Here is a 26745-nt window from a genome sequence, read left to right on the forward strand (position 1 = left end):
TCAATCTCCTTGCGTTCAGCCGGCCTCGGCCGGCGTTGGGGCTTCGGGGTCTGGGTCGACGGGCGACCACGGCAGCGGCGTACGGGGCCGCCATGCGACGAAGGCCACGAGAAGGGCCGATACGCCCAGCCCGGCGAGGGTGATGAACCCTCCCAGGCGGAACGAGGCCGGCTCATAGGTGTAAACGAGCTTGGAAACGCCGGCCTTGACGGCCGCCCCGCGCATCATCCGGTTGACCCGGTAGATCGGCGCGGGAGCGCCGTCGATCGTCAGCTTCCAGCCGGGATAATAGACGTCGGCCAGGACGACGACCCCCGGTTTGTCGAGCGTCGCCGTCATCTCGACGCGCGCCCCGTGCGGATATACGACCTCGACCTTTTCGGACGAACGTGGTGGATACCCGCGTGTAAACCCATCAAGCGCCTCGCGATCGTCGTTCTCGATCCAGGCGAGTTCGAGCGGGTCGAAGATGTTCATCGTCGGGTCGTTCCAGATCGGGTCGCCGCCGTAGAGGATCTCCTGCATGGGGCCGGCTCGGCCGACGCGCGCGGTTCCCTCCATCGCGGGCAGCGACCGGGCTTTGTGCACGACCCAGGCGCGGGGGAACATCTTCTTGTTGCGGAGGATCTGGTAGTCGTGATTCTCGACCCAATCCCGGGCGCGTTTCTCGGCCTCGGGGGTCCGCTCCACCATGGGCGGGGGGTGGATCGCCTCGGACTCGGGGAGGAACGACGCGAATCCGCGATACTCGTGGGTCCAGTTCCCGGGATGCGACGGCACGACGAAATAGCGGGTGTTCCACATGTCGAACGAGCGTCTGGGATAGTAGGCGATCGAGTGGCCGGGCTCGACGTTGATGTACTTGGCGAACTCGACGCTCGCTTTGCGGGGGAACGGGCCGAAATACCACTCGTAGTCGTACAACTCGGCGACGCCCATCGTGTGGGTGTACTCGACCCCGAGATTGATGCCGTACTTCGGCTGGATCGTGGCGTGCTCCCACTGCATGAAGTCGCGCACACGGTCGCTCGACGCCTCACGGTTCCAGATCGGGGGATCCCAGACCGGCATCCGATGGATGCGGTAGGGACCGTCCGACGGATTCTTGCGCTCAGCCTCCTTGATGATCTTGATCACCTCGGGCTCGGCTTCGAAGAGCGACTGGGGGACCGTGGCGATCAGCCGGTGGTTGGCGACCGCGAGGTCGGCCGAGACCAGCGCGAGGGCCGCGAAACTCGCGAGCCGGGGCCGGCGGCCGGCCGTCGCCAGGACCACAACGCCGATCGCAAGCACCAGCGCGGCCTGGACCAGGCTCTGCGTCGTCTCGCCGTACGCCGCGATCGGATCGAAGGGCCCGAAACTGGAGGTCAGAGTCGCTTTTTCGAACGACCGAAGGATCGCCGGCCGCTCGAACTGCCAGGCGGCCAGGACGCCGACGGTGAGCGTCAGCAGACAGGCGGCCAGCGCGATCGTCCCGCGCCGTCGTCCACGACCGCGACAGAAATCGTCCCAGCCGAAGCCGGCGAGCGCGGCGAGTCCCAGCATCGAAAACGTCATCAACTTGCTGGGGAAGCGAAACTGCCGGAAGCCCGGCAACAGGTTGCTGAGCGCCCAGTAGATGCCGCCGTCGCCGTCGCGGAGGAGGCGGTCCATCCGCAGCGGATTGACGTCGGGAGGGTCGAGCGCGCCGATTCCCGGCCAACTGACCCCCGTCGACCTCTCGATCAGCCGCGCCGCCCAGATCGGGCTCGTGTACTGGCCGAAGCTTCCCAGCAGCGTGACCACGACGACGACCGAGAGCCAGACTCGCCACGACGCCCCGCGTCGGATGGAGAAGGCGCGGAGGGCGAGGACCACGATGAAGCAACCCATGTAGAGCGTCGGCGCCCAGATCTTGCCCCGCACGGTCGAAAGCTGGATCAGGTCCGCCCAGCAGGCGTTGCGGCTGAAGTAGGTGCCGAAGACGTTGGGCCATAACATCTCGACCAACCGATGCGGCTCGACGCTGAACGGGTAGATGTCGTGCGGACCTTCCTCGGCCGCCCGGCTCGTCCGCTGGGTGAACTCGACGACCGGCAAGAGCTGCGCGGCCGTCAATGCGAGAGCCAGGGCCGCCGCAGCCGCCAGCCCGAAGCCAAGCCGTTCGAGAGCCGCGTCGCGATTCGCCTTCCGCCGTCGCACGAGGAAGAAGATCAATACAAGCCCCCAGGCGATCGAGGCCGCCAGCGGCGCCCAGCGCATCCAAGGCAAGGGAGGGGTCGGCTTCTCGGGCGGCCTCGGCGGTCGGAAGCCCGGGAAGGTCCGGGCGAGTTCCAGAGTGACCACGATCCAGACGATCAGACCGGCGGCGATCAGCGGATAGTTCCACCAGCGGCCCCACTTCCGCCCCGACGCCGGCTCCGCGACCGCGTCGGCCGACTCCTCCTCGGCCAGCCCGCGACCGCCCGTCCAGGCGACGCCGACCGCATACCCGCAGGCGCACAGGCCGAGCAGGTATGACGCCTGGGGATCGCCGCCCAGTGTCTGCATCGCCAGGACGAACGCGAGCCCCAGCAGCGCCCGGCGACTCCCCAGTCGAATCCAGCGATCGGCGGCCAGCACCCCCAAGGGGAGCCACGCCGCTCCCACCAGATAGATGATGTTGCAGTATTGAAACAAAATCGGCCCGGAGAACGTGTAGGCCAAGGCGCTCAGGCCCGCCGCGGTCCAGCTCGCACGCCACGACCGCATCAGCGCGACCATCGCCGCGAACGCCAGAGCCACGTGGGCGAGGATGTAGATCCGCGCCCCCCACGCGTACGGAAGCACCGCGTAGATCACCTTGCCCGGATAAAGCACCGCCGCGGTGGGGTTGCCGAGCAGCGGCATGCCCGAGTTCTCCTCAGGCTCCCAGAGCGGCCAGCGCCCCTCGTTCCAGTCGAGCTGCACGCGTTGGTAGAGCGGGTAATAGTAGTGGGCCGAATCGCGATAGGCGAACTGGTGGTCATTCAACAAGACCCGATGAAAACAGATCAACAACAGGACGGCCAGACAGCCGAACAGGACGGTTTTCGGGAAGACGGGATCGTGTTTCATCGGGGATTTTCGACCCCCGCAACGAGGGGTCTCCGTTGGGAGTTGGAGCGGTCCGCGTTCATCGTACCATGACGAACCGCCCTGACGGCTCCCCAAAAAAAGTGGGCCCGGAGACCCACGCGATGCGAGGTCTCCGGGCTCTCTCGGGATTGATCATTCGCAGTCCGCGACGATCACTCAGCGAGCTGCGTGCGGCTCGGCCTGGACGGCCTTCTTCTTGGGCGTCGAGAGCGCGGCGCGGGGATCGGGGACCTTGCCGTCTGCGTCGGACGGCAGGGTCGGCAGCAGTTCGGCAGTGGTCTTGACCTCACCGGTCAGGGCCTTCATGAAGGCGACGACGTCGGCCGATTCCTGAGGGGTCAGCTTGAGCGGCTTCATATCGACGTCGAGCGACGGGTTGGGCGTGCCCCCCTTGTTGTAGTGCTCGACAACGTCTTCGAGGGTCTTCAGGCTGCCGTCGTGCATGTACGGCCCGGTCAGGGCGGCGTTGCGGACCGTCGGCGTCTTGAAGGCACCGAGCGAGGCGTCCGACTTCTGGCCAATCGGCTCCGGGGCCCAGCGGCCGGGATCGTCGAATTTCTGCTTCTCTTCGTTCCAGCCGATTCCCAGGTTGTGGTACTGCTCGTCCGTGAAGTTCGCGCCGACGTGGCAGAGAGTGCACTTGGCCTTCTGAAGTTCGACGCCCGGGGCGAACTCGTCGTCGGCGTTGAGCCGGAGACCGAACAGCACCATCCCGCGCTTCTCGCTCTCGGAGAGGGCGTCGTTCTCGCCGCCGTTGTACTTGTCGAACTTCGAGTTCCCCGACAGGGCGGCGACCCGCTCGAAGGTGGCGATCGCCTTGGCGATGCCGTCGAGCGTCGGCTTCGTGCCGAAGACCTTCTCGAACTGCTGGTTGTAGCCGGGAATCTCGCGGATTTTACGCACGACGTTCTCGTGCTTCGGCATCCCCATTTCGATCGGGTTGACGATCGGCCCCTGGGCCTGACCTTCGAGCGAGGGCGACCGGCCGTCCCAGAACATGCTCTTGCCGTACGCGGTGTTGAAGACCGTTGGGGCGCTGCGGTTGCCGGTCTGGCCGTGAATTCCGGTCGAGACCTTGCCGCCGTCGGACCAGCCCTTGTCGGGGTTGTGGCAGGTCGCGCAGCTCACCTCGCCGTTGCCCGAGAGCCGGGGGTCGAAGTAAAGCTGACGGCCCAACTCGTACTTGCCCTTGGTGAGCGGATTGTGAGCCGGCACAACGACCTTAGGGGTCAGCGGCGGCAAGCCCTTGGGGACCACCACCGTGAGCGGCTCGTCCTGGATCAGGCTCGGGTCCGAGCGCTGCCAGAAGAATTCGGGGGGGCTCGCGGGATCTTCATCGGCCGGCTTGTTGGGCTCGTCCTGGACCGTCGCGACGAGCGGCGACGCATTGATCGCGCGCTCCACGACGACCGCCCCACTTAAAAGCAGGAGGCCGGGTACCGTCAGCGTCCACAGTCTCTTCAAAGGTTGCATGAACCAGACTCCGCTAGAAAAACGAGGATGCTTCAAATTTAATAAATCGGCTCGGCGCGCGGACCGATCACGAACGCGCCGGCGCGCGCGACGACCGCGTCGCTCCGGATCGACGTCGACGTCCCACGGCGAAAAGAACAAGGGGCCGGTTCGCGGCCCCTGGGAGGTAGGTTACTTCTTCTTGGCCAGCAGTCCCTCGGCGTTCCGCTGCGCCTGGTCGACGAGCGCATCCCACTGCTCGTCCAGATACTGGGGAGGGCCCCCCTTGACCGCCACGTGGTACGCTACGTCGATCGTGTCCACCATGTCGATCGCGTCCCAGGGGCAAACCTGGGCGCAGTGCTTGCAGCCGATGCAGCGGTCCAGGTCGATGTCGCAGAATGTTTGCAGCGTGGGATGCTCTTCGCCCGGCACCTTGTAGATGCAGTCGACCGGGCAGACCTCAAGACAGGCCTCGCATCCCGTGCAGCCGTCCGCGTGGATCACGGCCAAAATCTTGGGAATGACCTTACGCGGTTTGCCAGCAAGGGACGGTGCCGCCATCGATTTCAACCCCCCAAACTTCGAGGGAACGCTCGCCTCAATCCCCGGCCCATAGCGAGCGGGAGACCCCTGAATTCGTGAAACGCATCATCTCGCGGTTTCAGTGGGCGTGTCAAGAATCCGAATCTCTTATATCGTATTCCCGACGCAGCTATCAATAATCATTATCAATAACTTGCGGGTTCCGTCAAGAAAAAAGGGCGAGGGCTGTGAAACACGCACCCAGACTGGGCCTTACGGGCGAGATGGTCATTGAGGTGACGGAGGAAAACTGCATCAATTTCGCCGACGGCGGAATGCCTCACGTTCTGGCGACCCCGTGGCTGGTGGCGTATCTCGAATTCGTGGCGCGCGACGCGCTGGCGACCTGCCTGGAAGAGAACGAGCGGAGCGTCGGCGCGGTCGTTGAGATCGAGCATCTCGCGCCCAGCCCGATCGGCGGCAAGGTGACATGCCGCGCCCGGGTGATCCACGTCGACGGCCCGACGATCACGTTCCAGATCGAGGCCTACGACGAGGTCGAGCCGGTCGCCAAGGGACTCCACAAACGCCGGGTGGTCGACGTCCACCGCTTCGCCCGGCGGGTCGCCAAGAAGCAGAAGCCCGCCGGCTCGTGACCGGGCGCGGTTGTTAAACAAGAGGCATCCGGCCATAATGACTCTGACTCTATAGAACCGGTCGTGCGACGTTGGTCCGGTTCCCTTGAATCCGTCCGGGGAGAGAATGAGCATGGATTGGTCGCGACGAGCGAGCCGGGGCGGTGCCGCGCCGGGGTGGAGAAGTCGATCGGTCCTGGGAGCGTGGTGCGTCGGCCTGCTGGCCGCGTTCATCTGCACCTCGTTGGCGCGCGCCGAGCAGCCTTCGATCGACTTCAGCCGCGACGTGCTGCCGATCCTTTCCAACAATTGTCTGCTCTGCCACGGTCCGGACGCCAATGCGCGGAAGGCCGACCTGCGGCTCGATCTCAAGGAGAGCGCGCTGCGGAAGAACGAGCCGATCATCGAGCCCGGCAAGAGCGCCGCCAGCGAGTTCATCAGCCGGCTCACGTCCGACGACCCGGACGAGCGGATGCCCCCCGCGAAATCGGGCAAGAAGCTGACGCAGCAGCAGGTGGAGACACTCACCAAGTGGGTCGACCAGGGGGCGAACTGGGGCAAGCACTGGGCGTTCGAGACGCCCAAGCGCCCCGAGCCCCCCACCGTCCGTCGTCCCGAGCTGGTCCGCAACACGATCGACCGTTTCATCGTCGCCCGGCTCGAACACGAGGGGCTGGAGCCCGCCAAAGAAGCCGAACGCGCCACCCTGATCCGCCGCCTTGCGCTCGACCTGACCGGGCTGCCGCCGACCCCCGCCGAGGTCGATGCGTTCCGGGCCGACCGTTCGCCCGACGCCTACGAGAAGGTCGTCGACCGCCTGCTGGCCTCGCCGCAGTACGGCGAGCGGATGGCGATGGACTGGCTCGACGGCGCCCGTTACGCCGACACGAACGGGTATCAAAACGACTTCGCCCGCACCATGTGGCCCTGGCGCGACTGGGCCGTCGCGGCGTTCAACAGCAACCAGCCGTTCGACGCCTTCACCATCGATCAGATCGCCGGCGATCTGCTCCCGTCGCCCACCTTGCCTCAGAAGATCGCCACCGGCTTCAACCGCAACAATCGCACCGTCACCGAGGCCGGCTCGATCGAGGAGGAATGGCGGATCGAGAACGCCATCGACCGCGTCGAGACCACGGCGACCGTCTTCCTCGGCCTGACGATGGGCTGCGCCCGATGCCACGATCACAAGTACGATCCGCTCTCGCAGAAGGAGTTCTACGAGTTCGTCGGCTTCTTCAACAACGTCAACGAGAAGGGCGTCTATACGGAAACCAGAGGCAACGTCCCGCCGCTGATCGCCGTCCCTTCCACTCACGACCAGGAGCGGGTCAAGGAACTGGAAGCGGCGATCGCCGCGGCCGAATCGGCCCACAAGGGGGCGGAGGCGAAGGTCGACGCCAACCGCAAGGCGTGGGAAGAACAGCAACACGGCAAGCCGCTCCCCGGCGATTCGGTCGACTGGTCGCTTCGGTCAGCGCTGAACGGCGACCTGGCGATCCAGGGATCGACGGGTGAGACGGCGAACGCCACATATCGCGGCAAGGGCGCGCCCAGGTGGACCGACGGCCCGGGTTCCCGCGCTTTGGCACTCGACGGCCAGGCCGACTCGTACGTGGAAACGAAGCCGGGCGTCAGCCTCGACCGCGTCGACCCGTTCACGATCGGCGTCTGGGTCCGGCCGCTCGGCGACGGTGCCTGCCTCAGCAAGATGGACGACGCCGGAGGCCACCGCGGCTACGACCTCTTGATCCAGGACGCCAAGGTGCAGGTCCACATGGTCCACGCGTGGCCCGCCGACGCCCTGAAGGTCACCACCAAGGAGACCCTGCCCCGCGACGTCTGGTCGCACGTCGTCGTCAGCCACGACGGCTCGGGCAAGGCCGCCGGCCTCAAGATCTACCTCGACGGCCGCCCCGCGACCCTGGAAGTCCAGGCCGATCAGCTCAAGGGAACGCTCGTCAACCAGGAGCCGCTCCGCATCGGCACGAGGGCGACGGGTCTCGCGCTGAAGGGCGAGCTGGCCGATCTGCGGATCTATCGCCGCAACCTGTCGGCCGACGATGTTCGCGTTCTCTTCGATCGGCCGATTCTCGAAATCGCCCAGGCCGCCGAGGCGAATCGAACGCGAGCACAGAAGGACGTGATCGCACGGTACTTCCGGGGCCACGTCGATCGCGAGTTGCCGCCGCTCGTCGAGAAGCTGGCGCAGGCTCGCAAGGCGAAGGCCGACTACGATCAGCAGATCCCGACCGTGATGATCATGGAAGACGCGCCGACGCCGAGGCCGAACCACCTCCTCAAGCGCGGTCAGTACGACCAGCCCGACACGACGACTAAACTGGGATCGGGCGTCCCCGAGTGCCTGGGCCCCCTGCCCTCGTCTCAGCCGACCAACCGTCTGGGCCTGGCGCGCTGGATGGCCTCGGCCGAAAACCCACTGACTTCGCGCGTGGCCGTCAATCGGATCTGGCAGCACCACTTCGGCAACGGACTGGTGAAGACGGCCGAGAACTTCGGGCTCCAAAGCGAGGCCCCGTCGCACCCCGAGCTGCTCGACTGGCTGGCGACCGAGTTCGTGCGGACCGGCTGGGACGTGAAGGGGATGCACCGCCTGATCGTCACCAGCGCGACCTACCGGCAGGTCTCGAAGACGCCCTCCGAGCTCGTTCAGCGCGATCCGGAGAACCGGCTCCTGGCGCGCGGGCCGAGATTCCGGCTTCCGGCCGAGGTCGTCCGCGACAACGTGCTGGCGGTCGCCGGCCTGCTGTCGACCCAGTTCGGCGGTCCCTCGGTCAAGCCCTACCAGCCGGCGGGCCTCTGGGAAGAACTGGCCGGCGGGGCCGGCGAAGCCCCTTACGTCCAGGACAAGGGAGCGAACCTCTACCGCCGCAGCGTCTACATTTACCGAAAGCGGACGGTCCCCCATCCCCTGATGGCCACCTTCGACGCTCCCAGCCGCGAGATCTGCCAGGTGAAGCGGGCGCGGACGAACACCCCCTTGCAGGCGCTCGAACTCCTCAATGACGTCACCTACGTCGAGGCCTCCCGCAGCCTCGCCGAGCTGATGATCACCCTCGGCGGCTCGACGCCCGACGATCGGATCGCCTTCGCGTTCCGCCGGGCCGTCTCGCGCGAGCCCAGCGAGACCGAGCAGCGCGTCCTCAGCCGAGGGCTCGAAGGCTATCTCGCCAGGTTCCGGGCCGATCGCGAGGCAGCGGCCAAATACATTCAGGAAGGCGACCGGCCGGCGGCCGCCGCGATCGACCCGGCCGAGCTCGCCGCCTACACGGCGACCGCCAGCGTCATCCTCAACCTGGACGAAACGATCACGCTCGAGTGAGCCGAACGAACCGAGGAGTGCGTATCGTGGACGAGCTTCAGATCGCTCAGGAACTCAACCGCCGGCTGTTTCTCCGACGCTCGGGGATGGGCCTCGGGTCGATGGCCCTCGGCTCGCTGCTGGGCCTCGACGCCGCCGGGGCCGACGCCGCGAAACCCGGCTTGCCGAACCCCGGCGCCGGGGCCGGCGCGTTGCCCGGGCTCCCCCATTTCCCCGCCAAAGCCAAGCGGGTGATTTACCTGTTCCAGTCGGGCGCGCCGTCGCAGCTCGACCTGTTCGACCACAAGCCGGCGATCCGCGAGAAGCGCGGCGTCGAGCTGCCCGAGTCGATCCGGAAAGGGCAGCGGATCACGACCATGACGTCCGGCCAGAAGAACCTGCCGGTCGCGCCGTCTATTTTTAATTTCGCCCAGCACGGCGAGAGCGGCGCCTGGCTCAGCGAGCTGTTGCCCCACACGGCCAAGATCGTCGATGACATCTGCATCATCCGATCGGTCCAGACCGAAGCCATCAACCACGACCCGGCCGTCACGTTTGTCCAGACCGGGTCGCAGCTCGCCGGCCGGCCCAGCATGGGCTCGTGGGTCGCTTACGGCCTCGGGAGCCTGAACGACGACCTGCCGTCGTTCGTCGTCCTGCTCTCTCGCGGGAGGACCGACCAGCCGCTTTATGATCGGCTCTGGGGCAGCGGGTTCCTTCCCAGTAAGTACCAGGGCGTCAAGCTCCGGAGCGGCAAAGACCCGGTGCTCTACCTCGCCAACCCCTCGGGCTGCTCGACCCAGCTTCGCCGCCAGATGCTCGACGACCTCGGCGAGCTGAACACCTTCCACCACGACCGGACCGGCGATCCCGAGGTCCTCACCCGGATCGCACAGTACGAGCTGGCCTACCGGATGCAGTCGTCGGTCCCCGAGCTGACCGACCTGGCCAGCGAGCCGAAGTCGATCGTCGACCTGTACGGGCCCGACGTCCAGAAGCCGGGCAGCTACGCCGCCAACTGCCTGCTGGCCCGCCGACTCGCCGAGCGCGGGGTGCGGTTCATCCAGCTGTACCACATGGGATGGGACCAGCACACCAACCTGCCCGAGCAGATCCGCTCGCAGTGCCGCGACACCGACCAGGCCTCCGCCGCCTTGCTCATGGACCTGAAACAGCGTGGGTTGCTCGACGACACGCTCGTCGTCTGGGGCGGCGAGTTCGGCCGCACGATCTACTCGCAGGGGACGCTCACGGCGACCGACTACGGCCGCGACCATCACCCGCGCTGCTTCACCATCTGGATGGCCGGCGGCGGGATCAAGCCGGGCATGACCTACGGCGAGACCGACGACTTCTCGTACAACATCACCAAGGACCCGGTCGAGATCTACGACCTCAACGCCACGATGCTCCACCTGCTGGGCGTCGACCACACGCGACTGACCTACCGGTTCCAGGGCCGTGACTTCCGCCTCACCGACGTCCACGGCAAGGTGATCAAGCCGATCCTCGCCTGACGGACGCCGAAGACGCTCGATTCAATGGCCTTGGTCGTGGCTGTGTCCCACGGCCGCGGCTCCGGCCGGTTCGCTCGCGGGCGCGGCCGGAACATCGTCATCCTTCGCGGATCGTGGCTCGAACCCGTAGAACAGTCGGATCGCCGACCGCAAGAATCCGCGTTCGAACCGCGAGGCCCGGAACTGGTCGGCGGCCCGCTTGACGATGCCGGCGTAAGTCGGGTAGATCGGGACGGCCTCGGCGACTCGCGCGAGGCTGATTCCCGAGCCGATCGCCAGCGCGAGTTCCTGGATGACGAGGCTCGCCTCCTCGCCGACGATCGTGGCCCCCAGCACCTTGCCCGACGGCGTGACCACGACCTTCGCGAAGCCCACGGTCCGGCCGTCGATCCACGCCCGATCGTTATCGGCGTACTCGACCCGGATCAAGCGGTGCGGCCGTCCTTCGGCGGCGGCCTGGGTCGCGGTGAGACCAACGGCGGCGACCTCGGGGTCGATGAACGTGGCCCTCGGCAGCGTGTCGTACCTGATCTTCCGACGACGGCGGAGGATCGCGTTCTCGAACACCACCTCGGCCTCGCGCTCGGCCGAGTGAGCGTAATTGTGCCGGAGCAGCACGTCGCCGACGGCGAAGATCCGGAGGGCGTCGGTCTGGAGAAAGTCGTCGACGACGACCCCGTGCTGAGGATCGGCGTGGACGCCGACCGCGTCCAGATTCAGGCCTTCGACGTTCGCCAACCGTCCCGAGGCCGCCAAGATCTCGGCGCCGAGCGCCTCGGCCTTCGGTCCGCCCGCCGCGTTCTTGTAGATGCAGGCCTTCTGATCGCCCCGGCGCTCGACGCTCACGAGCGTCACCCCGGTCTTGATCGTCACCCCCTCGGCGGCGAGCGCGCGCTCGACCAGCTCGGCGGCTTCGGCTTCCTCGCCAGGCAAGACCTGCGAGGAGTCGGCCAGCACCGTGACCCTGGCGCCGAACCGAGCGAAGACCTGGGCCAGTTCAAGCCCGACCGGCCCCGCGCCGATCACGACGAGGCTCTTGGGAACCTTGGCGAGGTTCCAGAGGCTCTGCGCGTCGAGGCAGCCGACCTCCTTCAAGCCCTTGACGTTCGGGATCGACGGCCGTGAGCCGGTGGCGATCACGAACCGACGCCCAACGACGTGCTTGCCGCCGTCGACGACCACCGTGTCGTAGGAGTCGAACGCGGCTGTTCCCTGGAACAGGTCGATGTTCGGCGCGCGCGAAATCCGCTCCGCGTCGCGCGCGGAGATCGCCCCGGCGACTTCGCGGACCCGGCTCATGACTTTGGCGAAATCGACTGACGGCGTCCCCATTTCGATTCCGAACGATCCGGCCTCGCGGACCCGACGGAACTGGCGAGCCGCTTGCACAAGGGCCTTGCTCGCGACGGCCCCGGAAGCCGGCGTCCCATCCGGCCGCCGCTTCTCGATCAAGGCCACCTTGGCGCCGACTCCGGCGGCGGCCGTGGCCGCGCGCAGCCCTCCTGCGCCTTCACCCATCACGACAAGGTCATACATCGCCGGTCTCTCGATGTGAAAAGCCACGGAGTCGTCGGCGTCCACCCCGCCCACGACCCGATTCGTCTCGATACGGGCGCCGTTCAGGGCGCACTATAACTCGTCCCCAACACCCAAGCCACACTCTCGTCGGCCGCGGCCGTCGCCGGCCCGCCGGCTCGACGCGTGATCGAAATCGGCAACGACCAGGGAGACCGGCTTTCCGTCGCCTCGACGGAGTGCTACACTCAATTTCATCCCTTTCGCCGAATTCGTTCAGATCCGCGCGTTGCGAGACCAACGGCCATGGAACCGATGGTGACAACCTGCGGCGGTTGCGGTACGGCCATCCGCGTCCGCTCTCCCGAGATCGCCAAGCGACGGGCCTGCCCGCGCTGCCGGACGATCCTCGAAACGCTGCCCCCCATCCCCGCTCAGCCTTCGCCGACGGCTCGCGCGACCTCGCCACGGCTGGCTTGCTTGCTCACGGTGCTGGCGCTTCTCGTCGTCTGGTTCGGCGAAACCCTGATCACCGCGAATTCCTCGGCGATGGAGCGAACAGCCAGCGCCGCTCTGCTGATTCCTCCCAGCCGACTGTATCGCGGCCCGGCCGGGGATCTTGAAACCCCACCGTCAAACGACTGTTCCTTGAGGCGAAACGCTCTGACCAGGTTGATCCAGCCGCTCTCGCGAGGCTTGCAGGTCGGCAATCGTCTGTTGCCGGACGGTCGATCGAGGATCGGTGCCGCGCGCTCTCTGGCGATGCTGATCGCGACCGGCCCCTGGAACCTGGCGGACGACGTCGAGGCCGCGCGGTTCTTTGTGGAACGGATTGGTTTCAGCCCGATTCGAGTCAACGCCGAGGCCGACCCCCACGCCCCTCGCGATCGCGCCGGGGCCGTCCCCGTGCTCACGCCTCCGGATTTCGGAGCGCCCTCGCCCGAAGCGCTTTCGGCCGCCTGCTCGTCCAAGGGCGTGCCTCGGTTCTCGATCCGCGGCGACGACGGTCGGCCCGTCGTGGCGCGGCTGCACGGCCACCGCGACGGCAAGACGGTCGTCGTCCTGCCCGACGGCCGGCTCGGGATTCCGTCAATGGTCGTCCCCTCGGTGGAGCCCTTCTCCCCCATCTCGGGCGACGAGATGGAGCGCCGCGCCCAGACCGGCCCGTTCGCAACGTTCCAGGTCCATCGGACGCCTCATTACGTCATCCTCTACCAGTCGTCGAGGCCGTTCGCCACGAACACCGGCAAGCTGCTCGAAGACTTGTACAAACGGCTGATCGAAGCGTTCCACAAGCATGACGTGCCCGTCCACGAGGCCGAGTTCCCCCTGGTGGCCGTGATCTTCCGCCACGAGAGCGACTTCCGCGCCCACCGCCCCGTCGACGCCGACGTCCGGGCGTACTTCGAGATCTTCTCCAACCGCATCTTCCTCTTCGAAACCTCGGAGCGGGAGGGCGTCGAGCCCGAGATCAGCGCCCTGCTCACGACCCAAACGGTGGCTCATGAAGGAACGCATCAAATCCTTCAAAACATCGGCGTCCAGCCCCGCCTCAGCGCCTGGCCGCTCTGGCTGGTGGAGGGCCTGGCCGAATACTGCGCCGCGCCCTTGAGCTCGCGAAAAGGCGCTCCAACCTGGGACGGCCTCGGCCAGATCAACAGCCTGCACATGGCGACCCTCCGCGAACTGGACGATCCTCTCTCCCTTTCGATGAAAGGACCGGACGACCGGCTCCGGTCGCGTCTTCGAAAGCCGGGCCAACCGATGGTCGAAGCGATGCTGCGGAAGTCCGATATGACGCCCACCGACTACGCTTTGGCCTGGGCCGTCACCCACTACCTGGCGATGAAGCGCGGGCCCGAGTTCACGCGGTTCTTGAGCGTCATGGGCCAGACCTCTCCGCTCGAACCGAAGACGCCCGACGACCACGTCCGCCAGTTCCGCGAGGCGTTCGGCGAAGACCTTGCGAAGATGGATAAGACCATTGACGCCTACCTTCGCAAACTGTCGCGGCAAAAGGGCTACGATCCGATGCCCTATTACGCCGTGATGTTCGAACAACCGCTGCCGATCGGGATCGTCCGCCACGCCGCGATGGTGAGCCAGTCGCCCCAGGTGATTCAGCAATGGGTCCAAGAACTCTCCAGCCCCGGCGCGGGAATGGTCTCGTGGCAAGCCATCCCCCACCCCACTCGCGACCGCGCGAATCAGGAGATCCAGGAGTGGATGAGCGGCTACTGACCACCACCTCTCCGAGCCGAACTAGCCAACACCCGCGCCTCACGTTATGATCAACCGCGACGACGACGGCCGCACGCCGTCACCCCACGGGGACGTAGCTCAATTGGGAGAGCGCCTGGTTTGCAACCAGGAGGTTGAGGGTTCGATCCCCTTCGTCTCCACTTCGGTAGGACGGCTGGTTAAGGGAGCTGATCGGCCTTCGCCTTCAGGGCGAGGAGCGCCAGCAGGACGTCGTCGCGCTGGCGGATCATGGCGGGCAAAGAGCGGCATTTGAGCTCGTCGTCCACGCCTTCGACGGCTTCCGCCTTGACGGCTTCGGTGAAAGTGAGGTCGCCGAGGTCGCGCCACCAATCTTCCATCGGAGGGCCGAGGTGGTCGATGACGTGGGCGATGCCCCCCTCGCCGCCGGAGAGATGCAGGTTCAGAAACGGACCGAGCAAGGCCCACCGGAGGCCGGGGCCGTGGGCGATCGCCGCATCGATGTCAGCGACCGTCGCCACACCCTGATCGACGAGATAGAACGCCTCGCGCCAGAGCGCCGCTTGCAGGCGGTTGGCGACGTGGCCCTTCATCTCGCGGCGAATGTGGATCGGCTTCTTGCCGACCGCCGCGTAGAATCTCATCGCGCGGTCGATCGCCTCGGGCGACGTCAGTTTGCCCCCCACGACTTCCACGAGCGGAATCAGATGGGGTGGATTGAACGGGTGGCCGAGCAGCACCCGCTCGGGACGGAGAGCGGCGTCTTGGAACTCGCTGATCAGAATGCCGGAGGTGCTTGAAGCGATCAGGACGTCGTCCCTGATCCCGGCGTCGATCCGCGCGATCAGGTCGCGCTTGACGTTGAGTCGCTCCGGGCCGTTCTCCTGGACGAAGTCGGCGCCTTTCACAGCCGAGGCGAGATCGGGCTCGAATCGGAGCCGCTCCTTGGAGGCTCCATCGGCCAGTCCGATCCGCTCGAGTACGGGCCAGGCGCGCTCGACGACCTCTCGCAACCGCTTCTCCGCGTCCGGCGCGGGATCGGTCGCGGCGACGTCGAAACCTCGCGCGAGATAGTGGGCCGCCCAGCTCGCGCCGATGACGCCGCAGCCGACGACGGCGATCCGGTCGACGCCGGTGTCGATCGCTGACATGTTCTGATCCTTTCGTCTCGTCCAATGAGAAACGGTCGCGAGTCCGCCCAGAATTCGCGGCCGGTCGGGGATCAAGGATACCCGGTCCCGGGCGAAGCGCGCAGCCCCTGGAGAGGAAGCAGCCTTCCCAGGGCGAGGACGCCGCGCCGCCTCGGCGTTCGATACCATCAACGACAACGAGCCGGCCGCGCGAATCGCTCGCGCGGCCGGCTCGGGAACCTGCATGATAGGACGGGGACGCGACCGCGGCGTCAAGGTGGCGCGGTCGAAATCGAGTTACGACTTCTTCTTGATGTTCTCACCGGCTTGTTCGACCTTCTCGCCGGCCTGGTGGGTTTTCTCCTTGACCCATTCCTTGGCTTCACCGGCCTTCTCGCCGGCTTTGTGACCGAGTTCATGGGCCTTCTCGTCGATCTTGTGACCGACCTCGTGGGCCTTCTCGGAAATCTTGTGGCCCACTTCGTGGGCCTTCTCAGACGCCTCGTGGCCGACCGCTTTGGCCTTCTCGGCGACCTTGTGAGCGGCGTCTTTGGCTTTGTCGGTGAATGACTCGGACATGGTGTTCTCCTTTGGCATGAATGGACCGTCGCCCGCAAAACGGACGTCGTTTTGTTTCTCGATTGATAGAACCGCAAACACCATGCCGGTGGGAGAAAGAATTGAACGACGTCGGGATTCGTCCGGCTTCATCTGTCGGTCTTCTCGACCATGCGGAGTTGCGTGCTGACGACCCGGCCCTGTGGATCGATCAGGTTCAAGAAATAGGCCGTGGCACCGGTTGGGAGCTGGCCGTCGATGGTCCTGGCGGCCTGGTCGACGCGCGCCTCGGCGGTTTCCCAGAGCCGGTCGGGCCAGGAGCCGTCGGCCTTGGTGTAGAGCAGTTGGGCGCTGGCGACGAGGTCCTGGCCGGCGAACGCGGCGCGGATCGTCGAGCCGTCGCGAACGACCGTGGAGACCTCGACGAGCGGCTTGCCTCCCTTGAGGATCGAATCGGCGAATGCGTGGATTTCTTCGGGGTTCTCGCCGGCAGGTCCATGACCGTGCGGCATGCGGAGGCGGACGCAGAGAGTCGACGAGCCGCCCGCCGCGCGATACGACTTCCGGAGCGAATCGAGCGGGTAGGCGAAATCGTTCGTGCCGGTCACCCAGAGCTTGGGCGCCTTGCCGAGCGGAAGGTAATGCGACGGGTCCCAGAGCGCCAGCCACCGCTGGCCGCGTTCACCCAGCTTCTCCAACTCGGGCTTCCACACCGAGTTGTCGCCGAGGAACCCGCACCCGTAGACCGGCGCGGCGAACTTGAAGCGATCGTCGAGCCCCGAGACGATGCAGGTGAGGTATCCACCCCACGAAATCCCCGTGACGCCGATCCGATCGGCATCGACTTCCGGTCGCGATCGCAGCAGCGAGTGGGCCAGAAGGACGTCGGCGACCGCGTGGTAAGGCCACTGGTCGGCGACGGGCTCCATCGACGTGGTGAAGTCGTAGCCCGGAGGTCCGCCCGCCTCGTGGCGCTCCCACTTACCGTATGATCCCTTCGGCACGGCTCCGCAGGTGTCCATCGCGATCGCGGCGTACCCCCGCCCCACCCAGAGCCGCACCCACGATTCGAAGGCCGTACCGCCGCCGCCGTGGACCAGGACGATCCCCGGGGCCTTCTCGCCGGGCTGCAACTTGGGGACGCCGATCCAGGCGAAGACGCGCGTCGGCTTTCCTTTCCACGGCGGACCGTCGTAAAAGACCGCCTCGACACCGTCCGCCGAAAAGCCCTCCGCCGGCTGCGTCCGAGGCGCGACGAGCATTTCAGGCGTCGCCCGCATCAGCCCCGGCGTCTCCGGCGTCTGTGCGGTCGTGTCGTTCCAGGAACCCAGCAGCAGGCAGGTCGTCAACAAACCGGCGCGAGCGAGAAATGATGTCATGGGGCGACTCTCAGGGGGTTCGATCCAGCGAAACGGCCCTCCATTGTAACCAAGCCGACCGACGATAGCCCTCTGACGCCGCGCCGGCTCGCATGTTAGCTTCGAGGTGGAAATAGCGTCCATCGGTGTTGCTGGGTTCGGGGGGGATTCATTCGCTCCGTCTCCTTTGAATCCCCCTGGACTGTACATCAAGGTTTTCAGGAGGCGAGCATGTTCCGATACAATGGGGCGCGACCCATTCTCTGGCTGACGGCCCTGACGGCGCTGGTCGTGGCGGGGCTTCCGGCTCGGGCGGACGGCCCGAGGCCGGGGGAGAAGCTAGGGCGTCGGGGCGACGAGATCGTGGTTTGCGGGCAGTTGATCCACACGACGGCCCCGGTGGTCCTCTGGATCGACCCGGGCGGATACGACGCCTATCGAGTCGACCGCCGATTCGTGCCTCGGGAGCAGGCCGGCTGGGAGGAGTCTCAGAAGGCCGGACTCAAGAGCCCGGTGCGGTTCGGGCTGAGAAAGCACAACGTCGCCCCCTCCCTGCTGGAGTCGGTGCACGAGAAGGGCTGGACGCTGCCTCAACTTCAGGAGGTGGTGGACCAGTTCGTGCTGCATTTCGACGCGCGCGGCACCAGCCGCAGTTGTTTCCAGGTCTTGCATGACCAGCGCGGCCTGAGCGTGCAGTTCATGCTCGACCTCGACGGCACGATCTATCAGACGATGGACCTGAAGGAAGCCGCATGGCACGCCACCAAGGCGAACTCGCGGTCGGTGGGGATCGAGATCGCGAACATCGGTGCCTATCCGGTGGGTCGGCCGAACCCGCTCTCGAAGTGGTACGCGAAGGGTCCGGACGGCCACACCCGCGTCACCCCGCCCGGCGGCCTGGCCCAGGCGCGACTGCACAACCCCCAGGCGAGCCTGCGGCCCTCGAAAGACGAGCCGGTCGTGGGGGTCGTCCAGGGCGGCAAACTGGAGCAGTACGACCTCACGCCCGAACAATATGACTCCCTGATCAAGTTGACCGCGACGCTTTCGCAAGTCTTCCCCAAGATCAAGCTCCAGGCCCCCCGGGACACCTCAGGCCAGGTCGTCAACCACACTCTGCCGCCCGAGGAGTACAACCGCTATCAGGGCGTGCTCGGGCACTTCCACGTGCAGGACAACAAGACCGATCCCGGCCCCGCGTTGCAGTGGGACAAGGTGATCAACGGCGCCAAGGCGCTGGTGGATGGCTCGCCCGAACCGAAGTGAGTCGAGAGGCCCCCCGACCATCCCCACCGACGGGCAAAAGGGGAGGCAAAAAGGGAAGAATTCGCTCCGTCCCCTTTCCCCGGTCCCGAAAGGATCGCCCTGTCACTCAGCTGCTTTCTTCCAGGGCGCCTGCCAGCCGGAAACGGCCTCGAATTCCTCGTCCGATATTTCGGTGAAATTCTCGTATTGGGTGTTGGCGGTGAATAACCCCTGGGTTCCGGCGTGGCGGGTCGGAGGTCATGCCCGTACCAAGCGGCTCTCACCGTAGACGCGGAAGAAAACAGGGACATGGTGCTCTGTAGAAAACCCGTGAACCGTCGTCCACTGGCGGTCGTAGAATGACATGTGACTACGAGCAAATCACCACTGCGGGTGTTCCAGGTCGCCTACGAGGCGGCTTGTCGCGCCCTTCCGGCGCACCGCCACCAGTTCAGCCCCAAGAAGTTCACCCAGCCTCAACTTCTGGCCTGCCTGGTGCTCAAGGAGTTCCTCCGCCTCGACTACCGCGGGTTGGCGGCGCATCTGGCGGACCAGGCCGACCTCCGGGACCGGATCGGGCTGACGGTCGTCCCGCACTTCACCACGTTTCAGAAGGCCGCACAGCGGTTGCTGGCCTCGGTCCCCGGCCGCCGGATGTTCGACGCCGTGCTCGATCGTGCGAGGGAGGACGGCACGCTGAAGCGCCGCGTCCCGTTGGCGGCCGTCGACGGCACGGGGATGGAGTCGCGGCACGTCAGCCGCTACTACGCCAAGCGTCGCTCCGCCGGAGACTCCGACCCCGCCAGGACTTACGCGCACTATCCCAAGGTCGTCTTCGTGGTCGACTGCCGGAGCCATATGATCCTCTCGGCGGTCCCGGGGCGTGGCCCGGCGTCGGATCTGGTGCAGTTCGGCCGGGCCTGGACCCAGGCCGTGCGCCGCGCCCGGATCGACACGCTGCTGGCCGACGCCGACTTCGACGCCGAACGGGTCCACCGGGCCGTCCGGTCGCACGGCGTGCGGACGATCATCCCGCCGAAGCGGGGCCGGCCGACCGACAAGCCCCCCACGGGCTGGTGGCGGCGGGTGATGAAACAGCGTTTCGCCGGGCTCAAACGCAAGTACGGTCAACGGTGGCAGGTGGAGACGGTGAACTCGATGCTCAAGCGGCGCTTGGGCTCGGCCCTCCGCGCGCGGAAGCATCCGACCCAGTGCCGCGAGATCGTCCTTCGGGCCATTACCCATAACGTCATGATTGTGCGACTACGGGTTTTCTACAGAGCAGGGACATGGCGATTTTATTCGCGGCCAGACGTCAACAAAGCGCCATGTCCCTATCTTTTGGTCGGGGGCAAGGGATGAGCGTGACGGCCTTTTCATGACTACTTGGAGCCGCGTGAGCAGACCGCGACAGAATGGAGTCCGCGGATCAGAGCTTCGTGGGGGTTGGTCCCACGGGTCTGCGACGGCGGGTGTAGCCGGCGACGGCTGTCAGGCCAATGCCCAGGAGGACCACCGAACCGGGTTCTGGAACGACGGTTGCGACGAAGCCGTGAAAGACGCCGTTGGCGCCGGAGTAGAAACCGGTGATCTCGCCCGAATTGTTGATCCCCGTGATCTGGGTGACGACCACACCGCTGCTGAACGCCGCATCCGGATTATCCAGGAAAGTGTACTTACCTGTATTGGTGTTGTAGAGGAAGCCGTGCTGGCTCGTGGTCGAGTCGCCGTAGTAGCCCACGGCGATGCCGTGGTCGTTGATCCCGAGGATCTGGGAGAATACGAACGTGGCGCCGGGTTCGCCCGGGACTGCGGGGATCGTCGGGTCGGCGATCGCGGTGCCGGTGAGCGTGTCGCCGATCGCGTTGCTTTCCTTCGCCGAGAAACCGTGGACCTGTCCGTCGACGCCGAGGTAGAAGCCCACCACCAATCCCTGGCTGTTGATACCTTGAGCGTTGACGACGTTCGGCCCCGAAGGGGCGTTGACCGTGATGTTGGCGATGGCGCTCGTCGTGATGAACCCCGGCGAGTCGCCCTTGATGTATTGGCCGACGATCGTGCCGTTGTCGTTGATTCCGAAGGCGGTCGCGGTCGTCCCTCCGTTGGGAATGAACGTGGTCAGCGTGCTGCCGGAGAGGTAGAAGGCGTTGCCGTTGCCGTCGCTGCCGACGACCGTGCCCGCGGAGTTGATCCCGAGCGCCATGGCGGTCGTTGATCCGCCGATGTTCAGCAAGTTGGCCGTCGTGGACGTCAGAGGATTCGCGGTGAAGTTGTTTAGGGCCCCATTGTTGGCGATCGCGAACCCGACGACCTCGCCGGAATTGGAAATCCCATTGATGTTGGTCCCCGTGCCCGGGAGCGTGCCCGGACTCGGACCATCGAAGTTGGTGAACCGGTAGCCGTTGGCGCTGGTCGTGTTGAGGACAGTGATGTTCGCAGCACAAGCCGGGAGTGTCGACAGCAAGACCGCGCCGGCAGCCAATCCTGCGGAGACGCACACTCGCATCGCTTTCATGGCATCACCTCATGTGGATACTCAACCTTTCTGGATTCCACGCAAATCCAGATCAATCGCAGACTAGCAAATCAGGATTTTGCAGGCAATCCTTCGCGGCGTTGTTTTGAGCGATCCTTGTGGAGGCGGCGTTGTTCATATTTGTTGACGACACACGACATGAGCGCCCGAGCGAATCAAAGGGGTCAGGAGCCGTTCCTGACGTCCCTCGCCCCGCTGGCTAAGGACGAATACGCGAGCGAAGCCATCGAGCCGAGCACGGGTCGCTAGTCGGTAGCTTGGGCCACCACCTGTCCGACAAGGAGTGTTCGCCAGTATAGATGCTTACTTCAGGTGGGGCCGGGAAAGCCGGCCTGGACGAGTGGGAGGCAAAAGAGGACGGGGATCGGGCAAGGGCGATTGCCGAAGTTCTCGACGAGGCCCTTCGAAACAGGATCTCGCCCGTGTAAGCTGAATCCGTCTGACACCGTTGATCGTCACATCGGGATAGGGGAGGTCGGATCATGTCTACCGGCGAAGAAGAGGTCGTGGGCACTCTCGAAGTGCGCGGCGGCAAGATTCGCATCCCCGCCGTCCGGGCGTTCGTGCGAGAAACCCACCACCACCGCGAACTGTCGTTCTTCGTCCCGCCCGGGAGCATCATCCGGGTCAAGGACCCCGTGAAGCTGATCATCGCCGGGCCTGTCCCTCGGGTGATCTCAGCCAAGGTCGCGGCCCACATGCCCTCGGCGCGCGGCGACATCGGCGATCACTACGACGCCAGAATCGCGGGCGAGGAACAATTTCCCGACGGTCTCGACAAGCCTCCCGTAATCATCGCGTGATCGACCTTGGCTCGGTTTACCTTTGGAGTGCACACAGGCTGGGGCCGAACTCCCTTCTCCCCTTGCGGGAGAAGGTGCCCCGCAGGGGCGGATGAGGGGGCTTCGATCGCCGAGGCGTCCGAGGAATCCCGATGATTCACCCCTCATCCGGCCGTTCCGGCCACCTTCTCCCGCAAGGGGAGAAGGCATGCTTGCGACAGCCTGGTTTGATTATTGTGTGCGACTCGACTGCAAACCGCCCTAGCTCGTGGGAGCAATCAAAGGAGTCGGGAGCCGTCTCGTAAGTCCCCATTCATCGGCGTTCCCAGCTCGCACGATCTGGCCGTCGAATCCGGTATCGGGGCGCCGAGGATTCACGGCCGACTTGATTCAGGGAGGCTTCGCCCGTCGTATATTCATAATGGAGGGGTGTCGGCCGACGGGCTCTTTGACAAGTCGTTTGAGGGTGGGCGCGACTCGACGGCGAGGGCGAAAACGCGCGATCGAACCCAATCCGGCGACGCGATGAAGGCCGGACGCTGGGCTTTGAGAGTGCGAGATCGAGCGCGAACGAAGCCAAATCCAGAACGGACGCTTCAGAACGCACATCTTTTACCACAAAGACCTTACGCACCCAGAAACCCGTCGATGGTTCGAGAAGATCGGCGCGAACGAAGCCAATTCGCGAGTGGCGGGCCGGGATCGATCGGGGGGATGAATCGGCAGAGTCGGGGCGGGAGACGGCGTGGCGGGAGGGGGCGGTTTCGGCGCGAACGAAGCCAATTTCGGGGTCGTCAGGATGACCTCCGGCTCCGGCGGGGGACCGACGTCCACGACCCACATCTGGTCCGACCACGGAAGGATGTTATCCTTGAGGCGGAATCGGCTTCCATCCGTGGTTCGAGGTTTAACAGATATGCGAGTAACGACGTTTGGCGAGGTCATGCTGCGATTGACGACGCCGAGGCGCGAACGGTTCAACCAGGCCCGCGCCCTTGAGATGACCTTCGGCGGCGCCGAAGCCAACGTGGCCGTGTCGCTGGCGATCCTGGGGGACGAGGCGACGTTCGTCACCCGGCTTCCGAAGAACGACATCGCCGAGGCGTGCATCCAGGAGCTGCGCGGCCTGGGGGTGAACACCCGCGCGATCCTCCGGGGGGGCGACCGGATCGGCGTCTATTACCTGGAGGCGGGGGCGTCGCAGCGAGGGACGACCGTCACCTACGACCGGGCCGGCAGCGCCATAACGACGCTCGATCCATCCGAGATCGACTGGCCGGCCCTGCTCGCGGGCAATGACTGGTTTCACTTCACCGGCATCACCCCGGCGTTGTCCGACGCCGCGGCCCAGGCGACCCGCGACGCGCTCAAGGCCGCCCGGGCGCTCGGAGTGACCGTAAGTTGCGACCTCAACTACCGTAAGAAGCTCTGGAGCCCCGCCCAGGCGCAGGCGACCATGAGCCAGTTGATGCCGATGGTCGACTACTGCATCGCCAACGAGGAAGACGCCGAGAAGGTCTTCGGCATCAAGGCCGAGGGCGCCGAGATCGAACAGGGCCGAATCGACCATGACCGCTATATCGAAGTCGCCGCCGCTCTGACCAAGAAGTTCGGCTTGAAGGGGGTCGCGATCGCGCTCCGCGAGAGCTTCTCGGCCTCGCGCAACGGCTGGTCGGGGCTGTTCTACAAGGACGGCCAGGCTTGCTTCAGCCGACGGTACGAGATCGACGTCGTCGATCGAGTCGGAGCGGGGGACGCGTTCGGGGCGGGGTTCATCCACTCGAGCGGCCTCAAGCGGACGCCGCAGCAGATCGTCGAATTCGCGGCCGCCGCGAGCTGCCTCAAGCACTCGATCTTCGGCGATTACAATCGGGTCGGACGGAGCGAGATCGAAGCCTTGCTCGGCGGCGACGGCTCGGGCCGAGTCCAGCGCTGAGCCGGCCTCGCCGCAATCCCATGTCTGGGGGCTCGATCCAAGGTGCGCGAGTTTCTGAACACGGCTTTCTACTGGGTCGTCACCGAGCTGACGACCCTGCTCGGCTTCGGCCTCGCGATTGTCTTCATCGCCCACTTGATCCGCCAGAAGCGGTCGCCGAGCAGTACCCTGGCCTGGCTGCTGGCCATCGTGCTGATCCCCTACATCGGCGTACCGTTCTACATCCTGTTCGGCGGACGGAAGATGAAGCGGATGGCCGCGCGGAAGCAGCGCGTCTATGCGCCGGGGACTCCCAAGAAGGCCGACCTGATCGACTTCGACACCCAGCGGCTGCTCCGATCCTACGGCGTTCCCGAGGAAAGCCAGGGCAATCGCGTCGAGATCGTCGAGACCGGGGAAGAAGCGTACGCTCGACTCGTCGAGATGATCGAGGGCGCGCAGTCGACCCTCTTCATCATGACCTTCGTCCTGAGCAACGACGAGGTCGGCCGCGCGCTGATCGAGATGTTGACCCGAAAGGCCGAGTCGGGCGTGACGGTCCGCCTGCTGATCGACGACGTCGGATCATGGTGGCTGCCCCGCCGGGCGCTGGCCCCGTTGATCAAGGCCGGCGGCCAAGTGGCGTACTTCATGCCGGTGTTTCACATCCCATTTCGCGGCCGGGCGAACCTCCGCAACCACCGCAAGATCGCGGTAGCCGATCACCGGTTGGCCTTCGCCGGCGGCATGAACCTAACGGCGTCGTACATCGGCCCCCTGGCCGACCCCGCGCGGTGGCGCGACCTGGCGGTCATGGTCGAGGGGCCGACGGTCGACGACCTGGAGTGGCTGTTCTTCTCGGACTGGAAGTTCGCCACCGGAGAAGACCTCGCGATGCAGTTTCCGCGTCCCCTCGAACCATCCCACAACCACGCGCCGGCGACGCTGTCGCATCGTCCCGGGAACTCCGTCGTGCAGGTCGTGGCCAGCGGTCCGGACGTTGAGGGCGACCCGCTGTTCGAGTCGTTGCTCTCGCTCGTCTTCTTCGCCCGGGAACGGATCTGGATCCTCACGCCGTATTTCGTCCCCGACGAGATGCTCGTGCGCGGGCTCGCCCTGGCGGCGCGGCGCGGAGTCGACGTCCGGCTGATCGTCCCCTGGAAGTCGAACCACCCGATCACCGACGTGGCCCGCGAAGGGTATCTTCGCGAGCTGCACGAGGCGGGCGCGAGCGTCTTGCTTTATCGCCCGACCATGCTCCACGCCAAGGCTGTGATCTTCGACGACAAGCTGGTCGCGATCGGCTCGCCTAACATGGACAACCGCAGCCTGTTCTTGAACTACGAGGTGGCCCTGTACATCTTCTCGGCCGAGAGCGTCGGCGAGACCGCGCGGTGGGCCGAGCGCCTCATGGCGGGCAGCACGGTCTACGAACCCAAGCGAGGGGCGAGCCGCGAGATCGCCGAGAGCGTCTTGCGACTGGTCTCGCCCCTGCTCTGATCGATCGCAGGCTGCCCCGATGCCTCAGGCTTCGGTTACGAGGTCTTCGATGCCCTCGGGTTCCTCGTGGATACGCCCACCGTTCTTGCTGGTCAAAAGCAGCTTCAGCAGCGGCGGGGCGAGGAACGTCGTGACGATCACCATCAGGGTGACGCCGCCGAACATTCCGGCGTCGAAAACCCCCTGGTCGAGCCCCATCTGGGCGAAGATCAGGCCCACCTCGCCGCGCGGGATCATGCCGACGCCGACGACGCGTTTGTCGCCTCGGAACCAGAACGGCGCATAGCCCGCCGCCAGCTTGCCGACCACGCCGCAGACGATCAACGCCCCGCCCACGACCAGCGCCCACCGGCTGTCGGAGTCAAGCGGGTTCAGGGCAGACAGATCGACCGAAGCGCCCACGGCCACGAAGAACAGTGGGACGAAGAAATGACCGAGAGTCGTGATCCCCTTCTCGATCTCGTGCGCCCGAGGAGTCTTCGCCAGCAGCACCCCGGCGGCGAACGCGCCGATGATGAGCGCCGAGCCCGACTTTTCGGCCAGCCAAGCCAGGCCCAGGGCCAACGTCAGCGCGAAGATCGTCGGCGTGCCGGGAAGGTTGATCCGGCTCGCCAGGCGAACGAGCCAGGGCAAGACCAGATGTCCCACGACGAGCGTAACAGCCAGAAAACCGAAAGCCGCTCCGGTGGTCCAGGCGACGGCCCCGACGCTGACGCTGCCCCCCCCGACCATACCGCCGACGACCGTCAGGATCACCAGGCCGAGGATGTCGTCGATCACCGCCGCGCCGAGTATGATCTGGCCCTCGACGTCGCGAAGCCGGCCGAGATCCGAGAGCACTCGCGCGGTGATCCCCACGCTCGTCGCGGTCAGGGTCGCCCCCGCCATGATCGACGTCAGGCCGTCGAGCCCCAGCAGCCGACAGGCGGCGTAGCCCAGCCCGAACGGCAGCACGACGCCGATCACGGCGACCGCCAATGACGTGCCGCCCACACGCATCATCGCCCGCAAGTCGGTTTCCAGGCCGATCGCCAGCAGCAGGATCACCACCCCCAGCTCGGAAAGCATGTGGATAGTCTCGACGTGCGGGTCGACCAGGCCCAGGACCGACCGGCCGACGAGGATTCCCGCGATCAATTCGCCCAGGACTGCCGGCTGGCCGATTCGTTGAGCCAACTCGCCGACGATCTTGGCGGCGACCAGCATCACGACCAACATCGCAAACAGTTCGGAGACTTCGAGATGATGCAACGATCCAACTCCCAATTCCGGGCCTCACCCGACTCGGGCAGGCAATCCAACACGTCATCCGGACTTGCCGATTTCGGTCGCGCCGGTATAGAATCCTGTACCTACGTATTTATTCCGCGACCGGATTATGGACCCAAATCGCCACGAGAACCATGCGGACGCAATATCCGCGCCTGGAATTTGTGCGA

At 65.8% G+C, this 26745-nt stretch carries 18 protein-coding genes and 1 tRNA gene; 10 read left to right on the forward strand and 9 right to left on the reverse strand.

Features of this window, described 5'->3' with window-relative positions:
- Positions 1 to 15 precede the first annotated feature (15 nt).
- The 3 genes from BSF38_RS10350 to BSF38_RS10360 all read right to left on the reverse strand — a co-directional run bounded on the left by BSF38_RS10350 (position 16) and on the right by BSF38_RS10360 (position 5055).
- A complete protein-coding gene (locus tag BSF38_RS10350) occupies positions 16 to 3075 on the reverse strand; it encodes a glycosyltransferase family protein (protein WP_076345349.1) in 3060 nt (1019 codons plus the stop codon).
- 177 nt (positions 3076 to 3252) lie between these two features.
- Complete coding sequence (locus BSF38_RS10355; RefSeq protein WP_076345351.1) at positions 3253 to 4569, reverse strand: cytochrome-c peroxidase; 1317 nt, start codon at positions 4567 to 4569, stop codon at positions 3253 to 3255.
- 171 nt (positions 4570 to 4740) lie between these two features.
- A complete protein-coding gene (locus BSF38_RS10360) occupies positions 4741 to 5055 on the reverse strand; it encodes an NADH-quinone oxidoreductase subunit I (protein WP_237170830.1) in 315 nt (104 codons plus the stop codon).
- A 266-nt stretch (positions 5056 to 5321) separates the two neighbouring features.
- On the opposite strand from BSF38_RS10360, the gene BSF38_RS10365 reads away from it, so the two are divergent.
- The 3 genes from BSF38_RS10365 (at position 5322) to BSF38_RS10375 (ending at position 10547) form a co-directional block, all read left to right on the forward strand.
- Positions 5322 to 5729 carry a thioesterase family protein gene (locus BSF38_RS10365; RefSeq protein WP_237170831.1) on the forward strand — a complete coding sequence of 136 codons (408 nt, stop codon included), beginning with the start codon at positions 5322 to 5324 and terminating at the stop codon, positions 5727 to 5729.
- A gap of 112 nt (positions 5730 to 5841) precedes the next feature.
- A complete protein-coding gene (locus BSF38_RS10370) occupies positions 5842 to 9051 on the forward strand; it encodes a DUF1553 domain-containing protein (protein WP_168189360.1) in 3210 nt (1069 codons plus the stop codon).
- 86 nt (positions 9052 to 9137) lie between these two features.
- Positions 9138 to 10547, forward strand: coding sequence for a DUF1501 domain-containing protein (locus BSF38_RS10375; RefSeq protein ID WP_076350741.1), 1410 nt, complete (start codon positions 9138 to 9140; stop codon positions 10545 to 10547).
- Between the two features lie 21 nt (positions 10548 to 10568).
- Here the strand turns inward: BSF38_RS10375 and BSF38_RS10380 are convergent, their stop codons facing one another.
- Positions 10569 to 12083 (reverse strand): dihydrolipoyl dehydrogenase family protein, encoded by a 1515-nt coding sequence (locus BSF38_RS10380; protein WP_145952056.1) that lies wholly within the window; start codon positions 12081 to 12083, stop codon positions 10569 to 10571.
- Between the two features lie 285 nt (positions 12084 to 12368).
- On the opposite strand from BSF38_RS10380, the gene BSF38_RS10385 reads away from it, so the two are divergent.
- Together BSF38_RS10385 and BSF38_RS10390 are read left to right on the forward strand one after the other, a co-directional pair.
- A complete protein-coding gene (locus BSF38_RS10385) occupies positions 12369 to 14303 on the forward strand; it encodes a DUF1570 domain-containing protein (RefSeq protein WP_076345357.1) in 1935 nt (644 codons plus the stop codon).
- An 88-nt stretch (positions 14304 to 14391) separates the two neighbouring features.
- Positions 14392 to 14464, forward strand: a tRNA-Ala gene (locus BSF38_RS10390).
- An 18-nt stretch (positions 14465 to 14482) separates the two neighbouring features.
- On the opposite strand, the gene BSF38_RS10395 is transcribed toward BSF38_RS10390, so the two are convergent.
- The 3 genes from BSF38_RS10395 to BSF38_RS10405 form a co-directional block, all read right to left on the reverse strand.
- Positions 14483 to 15433: a 3-hydroxyacyl-CoA dehydrogenase NAD-binding domain-containing protein gene (locus tag BSF38_RS10395; RefSeq protein WP_076345359.1), complete on the reverse strand. Its 951-nt coding sequence runs from the start codon at positions 15431 to 15433 to the stop codon at positions 14483 to 14485.
- 276 nt (positions 15434 to 15709) lie between these two features.
- A complete protein-coding gene (locus tag BSF38_RS10400) occupies positions 15710 to 16123 on the reverse strand; it encodes a hypothetical protein (protein ID WP_145952057.1) in 414 nt (137 codons plus the stop codon).
- Positions 16120 to 17349, reverse strand: a complete 1230-nt coding sequence (locus BSF38_RS10405) for an alpha/beta hydrolase family protein (RefSeq protein ID WP_076345363.1) — start codon at positions 17347 to 17349, stop codon at positions 16120 to 16122. Before BSF38_RS10405 ends, BSF38_RS10400 begins: the two co-directional genes overlap by 4 nt.
- A gap of 210 nt (positions 17350 to 17559) precedes the next feature.
- Here BSF38_RS10405 and BSF38_RS10410 point away from each other — a divergent pair, with 210 nt between their 5' ends.
- The gene (locus BSF38_RS10410) at positions 17560 to 18594 is read left to right on the forward strand and encodes an N-acetylmuramoyl-L-alanine amidase (protein WP_076345365.1); all 1035 of its coding nucleotides are present in this window, start codon (positions 17560 to 17562) and stop codon (positions 18592 to 18594) included.
- Between the two features lie 345 nt (positions 18595 to 18939).
- Positions 18940 to 19935 carry an IS5 family transposase gene (locus BSF38_RS10415; protein ID WP_145952058.1) on the forward strand — a complete coding sequence of 332 codons (996 nt, stop codon included), beginning with the start codon at positions 18940 to 18942 and terminating at the stop codon, positions 19933 to 19935.
- A gap of 67 nt (positions 19936 to 20002) precedes the next feature.
- Here the strand turns inward: BSF38_RS10415 and BSF38_RS10420 are convergent, their stop codons facing one another.
- Entirely contained in the window at positions 20003 to 21088 is a 1086-nt protein-coding gene (locus BSF38_RS10420) for a PEP-CTERM sorting domain-containing protein (protein ID WP_083712856.1), read from the reverse strand.
- A 503-nt stretch (positions 21089 to 21591) separates the two neighbouring features.
- Here BSF38_RS10420 and BSF38_RS10425 point away from each other — a divergent pair.
- From BSF38_RS10425 to cls, 3 genes are all read left to right on the forward strand, one after another.
- Positions 21592 to 21912, forward strand: coding sequence for a hypothetical protein (locus tag BSF38_RS10425; protein WP_076345371.1), 321 nt, complete (start codon positions 21592 to 21594; stop codon positions 21910 to 21912).
- An 895-nt stretch (positions 21913 to 22807) separates the two neighbouring features.
- Positions 22808 to 23827: a sugar kinase gene (locus tag BSF38_RS10430; RefSeq protein WP_076345373.1), complete on the forward strand. Its 1020-nt coding sequence runs from the start codon at positions 22808 to 22810 to the stop codon at positions 23825 to 23827.
- A gap of 42 nt (positions 23828 to 23869) precedes the next feature.
- On the forward strand, positions 23870 to 25306 hold the full coding sequence (gene cls / locus BSF38_RS10435; protein WP_083712857.1) for a cardiolipin synthase: 1437 nt from the start codon (positions 23870 to 23872) through the stop codon (positions 25304 to 25306).
- A gap of 24 nt (positions 25307 to 25330) precedes the next feature.
- On the opposite strand, the gene BSF38_RS10440 is transcribed toward cls, so the two are convergent.
- Positions 25331 to 26557, reverse strand: a complete 1227-nt coding sequence (locus BSF38_RS10440; protein ID WP_237170832.1) for a cation:proton antiporter — start codon at positions 26555 to 26557, stop codon at positions 25331 to 25333.
- Positions 26558 to 26745 lie beyond the last annotated feature (188 nt).

The organism is Paludisphaera borealis (assembly GCF_001956985.1).
GTDB lineage: Bacteria > Planctomycetota > Planctomycetia > Isosphaerales > Isosphaeraceae > Paludisphaera > Paludisphaera borealis.